This is a genomic window from Chitinophaga pinensis (assembly GCF_007896845.1).
GTDB lineage: Bacteria > Bacteroidota > Bacteroidia > Chitinophagales > Chitinophagaceae > Chitinophaga > Chitinophaga pinensis_C.
In genome coordinates this window covers 1-15,457 of the sequence record NZ_VOHS01000033.1, presented here as the reverse complement: position 1 = coordinate 15,457, position 15,457 = coordinate 1, and the positions used below count along the sequence as shown (strand labels likewise).

18 protein-coding genes are annotated in these 15,457 nt (G+C 43.2%); 8 read left to right on the top strand and 10 right to left on the bottom strand.

Annotated features, from left to right (window positions below):
- The first annotated feature begins 15 nt into the window (after positions 1-15).
- From FEF09_RS23020 to FEF09_RS23010, 3 genes are all read left to right on the top strand, one after another.
- Complete coding sequence (locus FEF09_RS23020; RefSeq protein WP_222597080.1) at positions 16-495, top strand: HPP family protein; 480 nt, start codon at positions 16-18, stop codon at positions 493-495.
- A gap of 175 nt (positions 496-670) precedes the next feature.
- Entirely contained in the window at positions 671-1,150 is a 480-nt protein-coding gene (locus tag FEF09_RS23015) for a hypothetical protein (protein WP_146307287.1), read from the top strand.
- Between the two features lie 75 nt (positions 1,151-1,225).
- On the top strand, positions 1,226-1,987 hold the full coding sequence (locus FEF09_RS23010; protein ID WP_146307286.1) for a hypothetical protein: 762 nt from the start codon (positions 1,226-1,228) through the stop codon (positions 1,985-1,987).
- 99 nt (positions 1,988-2,086) lie between these two features.
- Here the strand turns inward: FEF09_RS23010 and FEF09_RS23005 are convergent, their stop codons facing one another.
- The 5 genes from FEF09_RS23005 to FEF09_RS22985 form a co-directional block, all read right to left on the bottom strand.
- Positions 2,087-2,512 (bottom strand): SRPBCC family protein, encoded by a 426-nt coding sequence (locus FEF09_RS23005; protein WP_146307285.1) that lies wholly within the window; start codon positions 2,510-2,512, stop codon positions 2,087-2,089.
- Positions 2,513-2,633: 121 nt separating this feature from the next.
- Positions 2,634-3,716, bottom strand: a complete 1,083-nt coding sequence (locus FEF09_RS23000) for a phosphatidylinositol-specific phospholipase C1-like protein (RefSeq protein WP_146307284.1) — start codon at positions 3,714-3,716, stop codon at positions 2,634-2,636.
- Between the two features lie 259 nt (positions 3,717-3,975).
- Positions 3,976-6,330, bottom strand: coding sequence for a TonB-dependent receptor (locus FEF09_RS22995; protein ID WP_261387688.1), 2,355 nt, complete (start codon positions 6,328-6,330; stop codon positions 3,976-3,978).
- A gap of 230 nt (positions 6,331-6,560) precedes the next feature.
- Positions 6,561-7,379 carry a hypothetical protein gene (locus FEF09_RS22990; protein WP_146307282.1) on the bottom strand — a complete coding sequence of 273 codons (819 nt, stop codon included), beginning with the start codon at positions 7,377-7,379 and terminating at the stop codon, positions 6,561-6,563.
- 97 nt (positions 7,380-7,476) lie between these two features.
- Positions 7,477-8,220, bottom strand: a complete 744-nt coding sequence (locus tag FEF09_RS22985) for an SDR family oxidoreductase (RefSeq protein WP_146307281.1) — start codon at positions 8,218-8,220, stop codon at positions 7,477-7,479.
- A gap of 128 nt (positions 8,221-8,348) precedes the next feature.
- On the opposite strand from FEF09_RS22985, the gene FEF09_RS22980 reads away from it, so the two are divergent.
- Positions 8,349-8,885 (top strand): pyridoxamine 5'-phosphate oxidase family protein, encoded by a 537-nt coding sequence (locus FEF09_RS22980; protein ID WP_146307280.1) that lies wholly within the window; start codon positions 8,349-8,351, stop codon positions 8,883-8,885.
- 65 nt (positions 8,886-8,950) lie between these two features.
- Here the strand turns inward: FEF09_RS22980 and FEF09_RS22975 are convergent, their stop codons facing one another.
- The 3 genes from FEF09_RS22975 to FEF09_RS22965 all read right to left on the bottom strand — a co-directional run bounded on the left by FEF09_RS22975 (position 8,951) and on the right by FEF09_RS22965 (position 11,544).
- Complete coding sequence (locus tag FEF09_RS22975; RefSeq protein WP_146307279.1) at positions 8,951-9,676, bottom strand: hypothetical protein; 726 nt, start codon at positions 9,674-9,676, stop codon at positions 8,951-8,953.
- Positions 9,677-9,925: 249 nt separating this feature from the next.
- Entirely contained in the window at positions 9,926-10,894 is a 969-nt protein-coding gene (locus FEF09_RS22970) for a zinc-binding alcohol dehydrogenase family protein (protein ID WP_261387687.1), read from the bottom strand.
- Between the two features lie 65 nt (positions 10,895-10,959).
- A complete protein-coding gene (locus tag FEF09_RS22965) occupies positions 10,960-11,544 on the bottom strand; it encodes a Crp/Fnr family transcriptional regulator (RefSeq protein ID WP_146307278.1) in 585 nt (194 codons plus the stop codon).
- 108 nt (positions 11,545-11,652) lie between these two features.
- Between FEF09_RS22965 and FEF09_RS22960 the strand changes: the two genes are divergently transcribed.
- The 4 genes from FEF09_RS22960 (at position 11,653) to FEF09_RS22945 (ending at position 14,506) form a co-directional block, all read left to right on the top strand.
- A complete protein-coding gene (locus FEF09_RS22960; protein ID WP_146307277.1) occupies positions 11,653-12,270 on the top strand; it encodes a hypothetical protein in 618 nt (205 codons plus the stop codon).
- A gap of 15 nt (positions 12,271-12,285) precedes the next feature.
- Positions 12,286-12,855 carry a Crp/Fnr family transcriptional regulator gene (locus FEF09_RS22955; RefSeq protein WP_146307276.1) on the top strand — a complete coding sequence of 190 codons (570 nt, stop codon included), beginning with the start codon at positions 12,286-12,288 and terminating at the stop codon, positions 12,853-12,855.
- 161 nt (positions 12,856-13,016) lie between these two features.
- Positions 13,017-13,409: a VOC family protein gene (locus FEF09_RS22950; protein ID WP_146307275.1), complete on the top strand. Its 393-nt coding sequence runs from the start codon at positions 13,017-13,019 to the stop codon at positions 13,407-13,409.
- 89 nt (positions 13,410-13,498) lie between these two features.
- Positions 13,499-14,506: an alpha/beta fold hydrolase gene (locus tag FEF09_RS22945; RefSeq protein ID WP_146307274.1), complete on the top strand. Its 1,008-nt coding sequence runs from the start codon at positions 13,499-13,501 to the stop codon at positions 14,504-14,506.
- 7 nt (positions 14,507-14,513) lie between these two features.
- Here FEF09_RS22945 and FEF09_RS22940 read toward each other — a convergent pair whose 3' ends face one another.
- Positions 14,514-14,903, bottom strand: a complete 390-nt coding sequence (locus FEF09_RS22940; RefSeq protein ID WP_409994878.1) for a DUF2306 domain-containing protein — start codon at positions 14,901-14,903, stop codon at positions 14,514-14,516.
- A 388-nt stretch (positions 14,904-15,291) separates the two neighbouring features.
- Positions 15,292-15,351: a hypothetical protein gene (locus tag FEF09_RS34930; protein WP_409994877.1), complete on the bottom strand. Its 60-nt coding sequence runs from the start codon at positions 15,349-15,351 to the stop codon at positions 15,292-15,294.
- Positions 15,352-15,457 lie beyond the last annotated feature (106 nt).

Sequence of the window (15,457 nt, the reverse complement as noted above, 5' to 3'; positions counted from 1 at the left end):
GGAACTTCAGGGAAAATGAGAAAAAAAGTAAAGCGCCACATGCGCAGGGTACGTTATGTCCTGTACAAAGAGACCTTACTGGACTTCAGGGAACATTTATGGACATTTCTGGGTGCATTTACCGGAATTGGACTTATTGGCTTTCTACAGAGTAAATTCCTCGACCCAGCTGACAATATCTTCCTGATCGGCTCTTTTGGCGCTTCTTCCGTGCTGATTTATGGTATTATCAATAGTCCGCTGGCACAACCCAGAAACCTTGTAGGCGGTCACCTTATTTGTGCGCTGGTCGGCGTGACCATCCATAAACTGGTGCCGGATGAATTATGGCTGGCGGCAGCACTTTCCGTAGCGTTTTCCATTGTTCTGATGCAGATCACTAAAACCCTGCATCCTCCCGGAGGGGCAACGGCACTGATTGCCAATATCGGTACCCAGCGTATTAAAGATCTGGGGTACATCTATGTATTGAGCCCTGTTTGTCAGGTGTATTGATCCTGCTGCTGGTCGCCCTGATTTTCAATAACATGACTTCTCACAGAAAATATCCCCATCGCCGTATCTGGCATATCAGGAGGAGAAGGCATGCACATTAAACCTGTATATGTTCATGGATCTTATTAGGTATGTATATCAATATATTCTAATTTTATAGTCTCATATCGTATCCATGCCTAAGAAAATAACCACGTTATCCCTGCTTATCGGATGTATTACCTGTATTTACGCCTGCACGGATAAAAGAACTGCCCGTAAGGCGACATCAGATCCATCTCAATTGAATGGTGACAAAACATATGTTGCCAGTACGAAAAGCATGATTGTCTTAAAGACGGACGAGGCGAAAGCGCGTCAGCGTATTGAGCCGGATACCTTGACGGAGTATATAAGAAAGAGTGAGAATCTGGTATTGGATCATCTGGAGAGTAGCAGGGATACGGGGGAGGTACTGATTCAGTTTACGTTATTGCCCCAAAAACGTCCTGATATCAAACTTACTTATAAAGGAAAACTGGATGAGCATATGTTGAGTCAGTTGCTGCTGGACGTGACGGCGTCTTCCAGTTGGTTCAGGACTATAAAAGACAGCTGTGTTTACCACATGTACTTCCTTGTAAATGAACAAAATGAATACGATCATAAAAAATGATCTGAAATGACCAGCCCCTGAATATAAATAGCTGCTAATTTTAGCCTCCTTACTAAATAACCATTCAGATTACCAATGATAAACACCACATCCCGTAACCAGTTATTCTTTTTAATGCTGCTGATCTGCCTTGGTGCTGTAGCATGTTCCAAAGATGAAGAAACGCCGCCTACCCTCACCAATGAGCAGTTGTACGCTAATTCTATCCTTGATGCGATGCATGCAGAAGCATCTGAAGCAGTAGATTCTTTGTGGCCCATCACAGCTGCCAATACAAAGCTGCAGTGGAAAACGATCAATGGGCAGTCTTATGTACTGATGGCTTCCTTTATGCGTTTCCCGGCCAGCTATCCGGAGGGAGATTCTATTACCAATACATGGGGCGAATCATGGTTGTTCATCCCCTCGCAGATGAAAAGCAGGATCGGACAAAGCTTCAATGCTTCCTCAGATACGGTGATGCGTATCTGTCAGCTGCTGGGTTTACCGCCTAAAAACAGTCGCAGTAACACACATATTGCTGAAATATGGGTACCTGCTTCCCGTCTGAACCGTCCTGCGGGCAATCCTTCTATCACCACTACCACTGCTACTGCAGATCTGATTGAAACGGTGACACCGGAGTATGAGAGCTGGTTTAACAACTATATTATATATGCTTATTACCATACACTGACCTCTGAAACTGATTTTCATTATCCATGGACCAGAATGGGCTATACCTATGACTGGGCGCCGGGATCGAAGAAGGTAGGTTTAAGTGAATATGTCCTTCAGGCGTCTACCGGTTGTTGGGTGGAAAAAGTGCGGACCGCTTCGGAGTATTTCAAAAACTAGCGATCCGTCAATTGATCATAGCAAACAAAAAAGCCTTTTAAGACTTACATCTTAAAAGGCTTTTTTGGCATTTATCAGTCTGTAGGGCTCTCAGGGGCCTTAGTGACTTTCTGTGTATTTCTTAAAGTTATTCAGGATGGTCTGCCAGCCTTCGCGCTGCATTTCAACCGGATTCTGGTCTTCTGCCTCAAATGTTTCTACTACCTTGGTTGCGTCATCAATAGTAGTGAAGAGTACGCTTACCTTTCTGCCATCTCCCATGGTATATTCTATCAGTTTATGTTCTTTCACGTCTGTATACTCACCTCCGAAATCAAAACTGAAGCTGCCATCTTTGGCTGCCATGGTAGTACTGAATTTACCGCCGGTGCGCAGATCATTTTCTGCTTTTGGCGCATGCCAGTCGTCAGAAGCAAACGCCCATTGTGTGATATGCTCCGGTTGGTTCCAGTAATCCCAGACTTTAGCTACCGGTGCCTGAATAGTACTTTCGATGGTGATTGCAGTCCTTATTTGCGTTGTCATATCAGTGAGTTTTTAGTGTGATTGTCCGTTGTTGTTAACGATACAAACTTACGCTGAGAACCTCGTTCCAAAGAGGGGTGAAAAAGACAAAGAAGAGGCGTTTTACGACCCCGGCCATTGTTTATTTACTACCGCCTACTGCTATATCATTCAACACCGGATTGAGTCGTACATATTTTTTACCGTCAAAACTGATCTCGTAATCAGAAGTGAAGTGTGTGCTCTTCTTATAATAGTCGGTGGTGATAATCTGTGCACCGGAATTGCAGGCTGATATGAAATTGGATTTATCGTTCAGACGCGCTTCTCTTGTGTCCGCATCTGCTCTGGTACGGATAATATATCCTTTCGCTACAAGGTCTTTGATTTCTGCTGCTGTAGGCGTGTTTCTGAATAACATGGCTGCTTCAGGTTTACCCGGATCTACATTGGCAAACATTACCCTGCCTTTCAGTGAAGGATGGCCGGCAATATACATGTCTCTTTTAGTGTCTTTATCATCCAGCAGGAAGGCAAATTTACCTCTTGCAGCTTTCAGAGTAGGCCAGTTGTCATGCAGCACCGCATCTTCAAGGGTCTTATATTTGCCTCTCACCATATCTGGTGTGATGATGTGTTCTTTCCCGAGTCCTTCAATCAGGGCCTTATCCAGTTCTTCAAACGTTTTTGCCGTGAATGGCTCCGGAACGGTCATTTCTGCGTTTTTATGTGTACCATCCTTTGGTTCGAGGGTAATGAAGATCGGGTAATGGTCAGGATGTTTATCGGACCAGTTTTTCAATTCAGCCAGTATATTCTTCAAAGTCAGGTAATCATTACGGAAATCCAGATCCGGTACATGCAGTACTTTGAAACCGGGTTCTTTCATCACACCTTTTTCGTCAAATGGTGCTTGTCCGGGTGCCCACTGCAATCCTTTCGGATGTGCAAAACGTCCCCCTTTTTCATCCGGATAAACATCAATTTCAAGATTTAATAAACCCATATCCAGCTGTTCTGCAATGGAGATGTGTTCATAATCCAGTTTACTGGCTGACACTGAATCTTTTTGCTGAAATAACTTAAACAGGGCCGGATCTATGGCTCTTTTGTAGCTGTTATGAGAACCAATCACCTGTATCCTGTTCATTTTCAGGTTATCAGGTATTTCGTCATGCATCAGGCAGATGCTAAGTGCTAAGGCAATTCCTCCTAAAATCTTCATATTGAGTCGTTTATGCAGGTAGGCGACATCGCCCGGTATGTAAATATGCTTTGATGATACTTAGACTATACTCATCCTACCTTAATGCTACGATTATAACGTAGCATTAAGGTAGGATGAGTATAGTCTGACAAATGTATTTACAAGGAAGATAAGAAGCAAAGGGCTTTACAATAGTATAACATTGTACTGCAATAAAAAGGCCTGTTCACTGCAAAGTGAACAGGCCTTTTTATATTATTTAATAACTGAAGTCTGATTAGAAGCGGTAGCCGACTGTCAGACGGAAGTTACGACGCGCTTCCACGATATAGCTGTAGTAACCTGCAGAGAAGGAGGCTGCTGTCAGCAGTTTACGGTTATCTGCCACGTTGTTTACCAGTGCAGAGATAGAGTATTTACCTTTCAGGTAGCTCAGACCAGCATCACCACGGAAGTAGTTTGGCATATTATATACTTTGGTAGTACCATATGCGCGATCTGCCAGCCACTGAATGCCACCCATTACACCAAAACCTTCTAATACACCTGTACGTAAGCGGTAAGTTAACCATGCGTTGGTAACGTGTGCTGCTGTGTTAGGTGTGATGTTACCTACTGTTGTATTAGCTTCAGTTTTGTTAGGAGCATCTTTGGTCACTTTAGATTTTGTATATGCGTAGTTGATGTTAACGTTCAGACCCGGAACGATCTCACCGTTGATATCAGCTTCGATACCTTTGGTAACTGTTTCACCCAGTGTTTCAGATACATCTGCACCACGGCTGTCTTTAATACCCAGTGCTACTTTCGCGTTCTGACGGGCAATTCGGTAAGCCGTTACGGAGGTCATCCAACGACCCTGGAACCATTCTTTCTTGATACCAGCTTCGAGGTCATTACCTTTTACCGGTTCAAATGCTTTCAGGTTAGAATCCAGTCCTGTCTGAGGAACGAATGACTGATCATATAAAGCGTATACAGTTGTAGATTTATTAACGGAGTAGCTAAGACCTACTCTTGGAGATACAACGTTGTTCAGGAGGCTTGCAGTTTTTGTCTGACCAACTGTTTCTGCACGGGTGAAACGAATACCCAGAGACAGACGCAGGTTGTTGTTGAAAAAGGCCAGCTCATCCTGTGCATAGATAGAGGTATAGTTTACAGAAGACAGATAAGCACTTGCACCTGCTCTTGTTCTTACACTCTTAGAACGGTCGATAGTAGGAATAGAATCAAATGGAATACCATAAACAGGGTTATACACATTGAACTTCTGACCACCTTTCAGGCCGAGGCTCTGATCCAGCGTACGGAAGTCACCCCAGAATTTCTTGTTACCCATGTCGATACCGGCCAGAATTCTGTGACGGATTTTACCAGTGTATTCTTCACCAGACAGGGATAACTGTCCGAATCTGTTTTCACCTGCTTCATCACCGATGCTGAAATAACGATCCATATCGCCGCTTTGTGTTACGCTGTTAGCCCATACGCTATTGGCCACCATGCTGAAGTTGAAATAAGCTACCTGCGCATGCGCCTGCCATTTGTCATTCAGTTTGTGATCAAGGTATACATAAGCACTGTGGTCTCTCAGACGACCCGGTTCCAGTGAAGGATCACCATAGAAGAAGTCATTGTTTATACCTTCATCCAGCAGTTTTTTTGCGGAGAACTGATAGTTACCATTACCGAGGTATTTAGAGCCCTGGAAAGTATATTCCAAAGTGATGGAAGTTCTGTCGTCAACCAGATATTTCAATACCGGAGCGATCATATAACGATTGCTATAGTTGTATTTGGTATAGAAATCTTTCTGCTGGGCGGATGTGTTCAGTCTGTACAGCAGTTTACCGTCTTTGCTCAGTTTACCATCAAAGTCCAGCGCTGCACGATAAGTGCTGAAGCTACCCATGCTCAGGTTAACAGATCCTTGTGTAACACCGGTAGGTTTTTTGGTTACCACATTGTAGAAACCACCCGGTTCGCCAGCTGCGAGCATAAAGCCTGCAGGGCCTTTTACAAATTCAATACGATCGATCATACCTGCATCTTCAGCAGTAGGACCCCAGCTTGCTTCGATATTCATACCGTTACGGAAGGCAGGAATCTTGGAACCTCTCATACGGATCTGTGCGTACTGGTTATCCCAGTGACCAACGCGGGTAGCACCACTCACGTTACGGGTAACACCATCAACGATATCAAAAGCCTGCTGATCAGCGATCAGGGAGGAGGAGATTACCTGAATATTCTGAGGAATTTCCATGATAGGCGTTTTCAGACGCAGTGAACCGGAAACATCTTCAGTTTTGTATTTATTTCTGTTACTGTTGATGATCACTTCCTGCAGCTGCTGGTTAGTAGCTTCCAGCTGAATGTCTACATGTACGATCTGGTCCTGAAGCACATCTACTTCTTTGGTAATGCTCTTGTACCCCATTAACATCACCTGAATGGTGTAGTGACCCGGTTGCATTCTTTTGAAAATGAATTCACCTTTTTCATTGGTCACTGTTCCCTTATTTCTTTCTTTGATCTGTACTGCCACATAAGGAACAGCAACACCATCACCTGTAACTACTTTACCCTTGATAGCGGAAAGGGGTTCATCAATTGAAAAGGCTGGCATAGCCACAAACATTGCACATAGGAGACATAACAGCCCCAGAAGTCGGTTAAATTTAGTATGCATATAAGCTGATTAGCTGATTAATATTGTAAACGCGCCGCAAAATTAAGTGGAATGCGGAGGGGGCTGTTTATCAAATTGGGAAAATGGTTTACGCAATGCGGAAAAAATGCAGTGCTATTAATAAGGTAGCTGCAATATAGTATAGGTAATGTGGTAAAATAGTATGATTATGAACGCTTCCAGTCGAGATCATGCACATCAAACTCCAGCACAAAGCGACCGGTATTGGCAATATCGACTTCTATGAGCATCGTTTTCGCCTTTTTCAGTTTTCCGAGAAATCCTTTTGTAGAAGCAAGATAAAGGACGCGTCCGGTTTGTGCTTTATCGCCAAGTGTTGGATAGTAGGCATCTTTATCTTTATCAAAGCGGATATGAAGACCTTGTCCGCCATTAAAATAACCGGGATTGAATGCGCCATCTGCAATATCAATATAAGCATCTGTATTACGTCCTGCTTTTTTGACCAATGTAAAAGTCAGATAGGCGGATGCGTAATTCGTAGATGAGGTGACGGTCGTACGCTTTTTGGGGGTACTTGAATAAGAAGTAGATCGTTTTCCCCAGAAACTGCCTGTTTTTCTTTTGGCGTTGTTGTACCCATTTCTGTAACCATCGTCATAAGCCCTACTGCTGTTGTTGTTATCGCTGGTTTCGGTAACGGAAACGTTCACTATTTCCCTGTTTGTCCTGACACTGATATTTTCCTTCGGACTTACAGTAGCGTAAAAGGTCGTATCTGATGTCATAGGATCTTCTTCGGACCGGTAATACCAGTTCTTTGGATGTTTCTTTTCTTCTTCCGCAGCCGCCCACGTTGCAGCCTGTATGCTATCACGTCTTATTTTTAATGAATCAGCTTTTGAAATTGTTGGGGGAGGGGCATTTTTAATGGCTTTACGGATGCTGAGTGTAATGCCGATTATAATGGGAAGTCCGATAAAAACGAAGACAGCTATTGATGCCCGCTTAAAAAACTTGGTCATAGGTAAACAGGGAACATTTTGCACAGGCAAGATACTAAAAAAGCCGGATTGCTTACAAGGAAGCAGTCCGGCTGAAGTTGCCCTGTCCGAATATATGTCAGCTGATGCGGTTAAGCGTTTTGAATGCCTGTTCTGCCTGACTGAAGAAGTGCTGATGCAAAGCGCCGGTAGTACCTACATGAATTTCATACAGGTCTTTTTCAATACCGTCCAGTGTAGCTGTGGCCACTTCCTCCGGTGTGATCTTTTCTTTAGTGGGTATATCCCGGGTAAATTCGGTATCCACCAATGAAGGCATCACTTCAAATACCTTAATATTTGTCGTTGTTGACAAGCTATAACGCAAGGATTGTGAATAAGAATGTAAGGCGGCTTTACTGGCAGAATAGGTGGGTAAAGTAAAGGCAGGTACAAAACCTGTAATCGAAGACATGTTGATAATCCCTGCTTCCGGCTGTTGTTTCAGCAGGGGAAGGAATTGTGCGGTGATGTTGACAGCTGCCAGATAATTGGTCGTCATTTCTCTGGAAGCATTTATAAACGTGGCTGTATCATCGTGTAACTGATGCAGATAAGACAGTCCCGCATTATTCATCAGGAAATCCAGTTTGCCGTATTTGTCTTTGATAAATTGTACCAATGCCAGTACATCGCTTTCACTGGTCACATCACAGCTGAAATAAGCCGCTGCCCCTATCTCTGCGGCAGCATGCTCAAGTCTTTCCTTATTCCTGCCGGTAATGATGACCTGATTACCTTTCTGTACAAATAATCTGGCTGTTTCCATACCGATACCAGAACCACCGCCGGTGATCAGTACTACTTTTCCTGCTGTTTGCATGCTTGTAGAATTTAAGACGAAATTCCGGCTAATGTGTCTGTATCACAATGTATATATCGGACTAAAAGATGTACGGATCACATATTTTCTATTGGCATGATTTTCAGACTCTACTTATAAAAAACGTTATGGATAGTATTAACCGCCAGCAGCCTGAACAAAATCATTCTGACCTGCAGGGTACAGAGGCTGCCAAAAAATTGAAAGAACTGGTAGATAAGTCCGCTACCTGCTTTTTCTGTACGGAAATCCTTACGGGAAAGCCATTTGATACACGGCCCATGGCCGTACAGCAGGTAGACGACAACGGGAACTGCTGGTTCCTGAGTGCTACTGACAGCCATAAGAACGCGCATATTCAGGCAGATCCTGCTGTACAATTATTGTTTAAAGGAAGTGAGCATTCGGACTTTATGACCATATATGGCCATGCTACCATCAGTCAGGATAAAGCTAAGATCGCAGAGTTATGGGAGCCTTTATTCAAGACATGGTTTACTGAAGGGGAGGATGATCCACGGATATCTGTTATTAAGGTGACGCCTGTGGAAGGGTATTATTGGGATACCAAACATGGACAGATAGTGGCATTTGCGAAACAGTTAATGGGTGCTGTCACCGGACAGACGCTGGACGATTCAATTGAGGGCAAACTAGAGCTTTAGCAGATGAAAATATTAATATCAGGTGGATATTATTAGTGTCCACCTGATATTATATAAAAGAGTGTTTAAAACGTATACTCAACCGGATCGGTAACGATTGCCTGTTGATAACAATTGATACGCACTTTTGTCGGCTTCTCTATACAGGGGCCGATACAGATAGTATCTATATTATAATCCCGTTTGATGTAGAAGAGCGCAAATCCTGTATTCTTTTCTGTGCGGCTGATTTCTCCGTTATCAGCATTGTATAACACAAACGAGTTCCGGGATTTACCATACAGGTTTTCCGGTTTCACGTCATCCAGCAGGTCATCTTCTTTAAATGTCTCACTGGCACTGGCTTTAGCTAGTAGTTTATTATCCAGTACCATCTGTACATAGTAACCTTTTCCTGATTCCGGCGCCACTTTGCGCATACTTTCAGGTAATGCATCATACGTATACACGATGCTACTTTTGATGAGTCCTTTCGTGTAAATTTTTCCTGTCTCAGCAAATACTTCTTTGGAGATCTGCTCGTCTGTTTTACGATATTTACTTCTTAATGCTGCTTCATCAGCAAGTGTTTGCGCGGTTCTGGGCGTTCCGGGAAACCAGATATTGGCAATCAGTAAACCGACGGCAAAGATGAATGCATAGATCAATGAAGACCTGAGTCTGGTTCTGTTGCCTTTGAGCCAGAAAAGCGCATGTCCGGGAGAGATCAATCCAAGTACAAAAAGTAACAGACAGCTGCTGAGGACGGAAAATAACAATAGTTCCAGGATAAATTTGGTAGTTGAGACCATGGGGTATATTGAGATTTTGGTTGATGATGCCGGGGTATGATAAGTATATACGAACAGGGAGGAAATAAAGTCTTAGCGCCGGCTATATTTCTTGAAATTATTTTCCTGACCGGAAGGGGCTTAATAATTTCCCCATAAGACGCTTCAGGCGGTTTGATTTCCGTAGTGTCAAAACAATAAAAGACCAGACGGCAACCAGTAATGCAGCTATCATGTTTATTGGTTTATGTGTTTTATGAAACGGTGAGATCAGATGGTTACGACAATGCGTTTGCCGTTGGTTAATTCCATGTCCCAAAGTGAGGCGACATCTTTCAGAGGGACGGTGGTGCTGGATACTGTTAGTTTTCCTGCGGCTGCCAGCCGGAACATTTCAGGTAGTATTTCGCTGAACAGTTGCCCGACCTGTTCACGGGACCATGCGCCAAGTCCGGAGCCGGTTAACTGAAGGTCTACACTTCTCAGGTTGGCAGCTGATAGTTGTATCACATCGCCGGACATACTACCGATGGATACATATCTGATACGGTTTGTAAATGAGCCATCACCTTTGAAACAGGAAAGAATCATCTCTGCGCTATGTCCCCATAGATAATCCACCACAATGTCAATTGGTGTGTCTGCGTGGATGGTCTTTATCTGTTTGGTGAAGTCTTCATCTTCCTGTAACAGGGAGATGCTGATGTCAGCGCCCAGTGTTAATAACTCTTGTAGGGATTCCTTGTTTCGTCCTGTTACAATAACTTTTCCGGCGCCATAGTGTTTGGCAATCTGTACGGCGGCACGTCCGGTAAATCCGGTTGCACCATTGATCAGTACTACATCTCCGGCTTGTATATCTGCCTTGAATTTTAGTCCCATAGCCGACCCGAATACGGCATTTGGCAGGGCAGCCGCTGTTGCATCATCCAGATTGTCTGGCAAGGCTACAAATCTGTTTTTATCTATAATGGCTTTTTCCGCCATCATACCTTCGCCAATACCATATACTCTTGTTCCGTCGGGCAGCAGACAAACACCGTCACCTCCGATTAAGCGTCCATTGGTTTGTGGTGTTTCTGCTGAATAATGTGTACCAGCTGCTCTTCGTTTATCAAAATGTTTGATGGCCACTGCTTTTACAGTCACCAGTATTTCATCTTCCTGTGCAACCGGTTCGGGAAAGTCCACGTATTTAGGAAGTGCTTCCTGCGGGTACATTACTGCTGCTTTCATCATTTTGTTTGTTTTACACAAAGTTAGTGGGGAAGCAGGGGTTGGGACGATAACATATGTTATCAACTTCAGAAACGGGTTTTCCCTTTAGCCAGTTTGCTTTTAATACGGCTGAGGTGTACGGTGCTGACACCCAGATAAGAAGCGATATAGTGTTGTGCTATGCGTTGCACGATATGCGGCCGTTCCTGCAGCAGATGTTGATAACGTTCTTCCGGTGTATCGCGGATAAAGGACACGAATTCGTTAATGTAGTGGGTCTGCCGCTGTGCAGACATATATAGTATCATCTGTGTGAAGTCCGGCTCATTACTGAGTTCTGTAATCAGTTGCGCGACATACTGTTTGGGTAGTAAGTAGATAACTGACGGTTCGATGGTTTCAATGGTGAATTGGCTGGGGATGTTATTTACAAAACTATCTAAGGAGCTTAAGCCCTCCTCTTCAAAGAAAAACTGGACGGTTTTATCTTCGCCGTTTTTATTGAAGTAACTTCTGACACATCCCTTTTCGATATAGATGTAGTTTTGTGATACTTTGCCTTCGTCCAGTAAGATGGTCTTTGCAGGAACATCCAGTCGCTGCTGAAATTCCAGATATTTATCCCAGTAGACGTTAAGGCGGGGAAACTTATTTCTGAAATGAAAAAACATACTTATCAGGTAATGGCTTTTGCGAAGATAGGGGAATAAATCTCCGAAAGATTGTGGATAACTACAATAAACCTTAAATTCGATCATTAAATCCCTAATCTTTTGTACATGAACAGAAAGTATTGGCTGATTTACGGCGTCATTATATCATTGGCCCTGTTGATAATAGCCACAATTGTTTACCCCGGCGGTTCTTATGCAAGCGACACTACTATCGGTTTTGACTGGGGGAATAATTATCTCTGTAATTTGTTTAGCCCCAAAGCCATTAATGGGGCAGGCAATACATCCCGCATCTGGGCCATCAGTGGCTGGTGTTTGCTGTGTGCATGTTATGTTGCCTTTTTTATTGATTTTTCGAAAAGGATTCCGGCAAAAGGAGCTGCCAATATTATTAAATATACCGGGATCGGGGCTATGGTATTTGCATTTCTGGCAGTGACGCCTTATCATGATATCATGGTGACAATTGCAGATACACTGGGTTTGCTGTGCGCATTTTACATTATGGTATTTACATTCAAAGCAAAACTGCATCTGTTGAGTATCCTCTCTGTGATTACTTTACTGCTCTCTTATCTGATGACTTATATTTATTATAGCCAGCAATTTATGCAGATATTACCCGTAGTACAAAAAGTCGGTATTGTGATGGAGGTGATCTGGGTATTGTCATTGCATTATGGCGCGAGAGCAGAAGATTTTCAGGTAAAGAAAGCAGCGTAGTGTAAATTATTGATCATGGATGCTTTGTTGAGATTTATCCATGCGATGACAACCTTTTCTGAAGAAAGCTGGATACGCTTACAACCAGCTTTGTCAACGCAGGAGTTTAAAAAGAATGAATTTTTACTAAAGGAAGGAGCGGTTTGTCAATCGCTCTTTTTTATTGAAAAAGGCTACTGCCGGAGTTTTTATGAGATAGATGGGGTTGAGAAGAATACAGCTTTTTATCTGGAGAATGAGATTGCCACCAATATCAGAAGTTTTGGGAGCGGAGAGAAGTCCGCTGCCGGTATTATTGCATGTGAACCAATAAAGGCGATTGTTTTTGATAAGAAACTACTATTTGAAGCTGCTGCACAGACAGCGGAAATAGAGGCGTTGGGTAGAAACTGTATCCGGCTTTTTGCAGCGAAGCAAGATGAGTTTGCCACCTTGTTTAATATTTATGCTGCTAAAGACAGACTTGCTTATATAGAGGAGAAGCATCCACACCTTTTACAAAGAGTTTCCCAGACACAGCTGGCTTCCTTTCTTGGTGTTGCAAGGGAAACGCTCAGCAGGATCCGGAAGAGAAGAGTTCCCTGATTATATTTTGTGATGATCGTCACAGGTGAAAAACAAACCGGAATCAGACATTTGTCCTGTATTGCGGGGCTGTGGTTGCATTGGTCACAGGCCTGTTTTTTGAATACCTGTAGATAGATCACATCAATTATAAAATATAAGAAAATGGGAAAGCTTAAAAGATAGATGCAGAAACGAACATTGTTACCTGGTTTGAAATACCTGTCACAGATATTCAAAGGGCGAAGCAGTTTTACGAAACAATACTGGACATCACAATGACAATCCGTAATGACGGAGGGAATGAAGCAGTCTTTTTTCCCTATGATCCAAATACTGTACAGGCTACTTCTGGCAGGGTGACTGGCGTTTTATCAAAATCAGAAAAGAATAAACCTTCTGCTACCGGTACGATGGTGTACATTAATGCAAGTCCTTCCTTACAGGCTGTATTAGACAGAGTAGAAGGGGCGGGAGGAAAGGTAGTTGTACCGAAAACACAGATTCCGGCGGGATATATTGCTGTAATTATAGATACTGAAGGAAATAGGGTTGGATTGCATGCTGAGGAATAGAGGGAATAGTCTTAGCTTATATACACGGATAACGTCAGACTGTTGTCAGCGGATTTCCAATTCCGGCCGACTATATCAAAAGCATGTATATGAAATTCTCAGCTAAGCGTGCATTCATTGTATCATTATTCCTGATAATGGGCAATACACTCCTTTATTCTCAACACAAAGACGATAAGATGGAACAATCGCAAACTGCAGGTAATCATCCTACGGGTAATAATACCAGCACTGTTTTATATAAAACGGTGTCAGTTGGTAACTATAACATTTTTTACCGGGAAGGAGGAAGCAGCGATCAGCCAGCTATTGTCTTTCTGCATGGTTTTCCATCTTCTTCACGGATGTGGCAACCTTTATTGGAAAAGCTCGCGGCTGACTACCATGTTATTGCGCCTGATTATATTGGCTTCGGGCATAGCAGCCAGCCACCAGTTGATAGCTTTGATTATACTTTTGATAATCTCGCAGATTATACTGACAGGTTTATCACTCAGTTAGGCCTAAACAGATTTATACTGGTACAGCAGGATTACGGTGGACCTATTGGTATGCGGATCGCGGAAAAGCATCCTGAAAAAATACAGGCTATCCTTGTACAGAATGCCGTTAGCCATAACGAAGGACTTTCACCATTATGGGAGACCAGAAAAGCATTCTGGGCGAATAAGGAGAAATACTATGATGCCGTAAAAAAGAATTTTATCAGCTTTGAGGCGACCAGACAAAGGCATATTGGTAGTACACCCATGCCGGAAAGGATTAATCCTGATAATTATACAGACGAATACCTGTTCCTGAATAAACCGGGTATGGCAGATATTCAGCTGGAATTGTTTTACGATTACCAAAGTAATGTCAGGTCATACCCGAAATGGCAGGAATGGCTCAGCAAACATCAGCCCAGCATGCAGGTCATATGGGGGCAGTATGATCCTTCTTTTACTGTAGCCGGCGCGTGGAAATACAAGGATAATGTGCCGGATGCGGAGGTACATATTGTAGAAGGAGGACATTTTGCGTTGGATGAAGCTGAGCCGGTTATCCTGAGTCTGATGCAGGATTTTCTGAAACGGGTAACGGCGCAAAAAAAGTAGCCGTTGATTAACGTGCTTTCTTTTGTCGGAGTGTTAAAATGACTTCGTACACATACAATGGTACTGCCCATCCCATCCAGAAGAGGGAGGGCGTGATCTCTTCAAAACTTCCCAGAGCCTGCACAAACGGTAAGCGGAAGCTCAGACCGGAGATAACGAATGCAATTGTCACGATGTAACTTCTGGTCATCCACTCCTTATGCAGTTTGATCTGTTTTTTACGTACGACCCACCAGGCAATAAAGGAAGCGGAGATCCAGACACTTACCCATACCTGAAGAGAAAACGCATAGGCCCAATTGACTTTATAGGCGGTGGTAAAAGAGAGGATGACAGCGCAGCAACTGCTTGCGAGTATGGCTAATAGATAAAGTGTACCTAATATGCGGTGAAGCAGCCAATTTTTGGCATGTAGCCTTTCCCAGAATTGTAATGGACCTAATATTAATGCACCACCCGGCAGTAATATGCAGGAGCAGGATCCATTTTAATTTAAAGTATTTGCCAAGTGCTGCAGGTGTAAGGGTCAGGAAATGATCGGCGCCATGCATAAAATACCAGGTGATATATACAATGACCGCCCATAGTGATATTTTAAATATATCGTTAGGCCCCCATGGTGTTTGTGCAATTAAATTTTTCATGTTCGATACGTCGTTGATTGAACACAAAAATCAGTTGCGGGGAGGACTGAATCAATAACCGAAAAATTATTCGGTAACAGGATGCAGACAGGGTAAGGATTGAGGAATGGTTATTTTTCCGCCGACTACCTTTTAACCTTATCAGAATAAGGACTCCCATTGGTCCATGGACATGATAACAGGCAAGATACTTTGTCCCATCACTGTCAATGAATATTCTACGTGTAAGGGGAATCCTTATGTACTTTTTACTCACAATACCAAAGGCTTCCAGTTCACTTAGCTGCATTTCTACTACCTTGGGGTA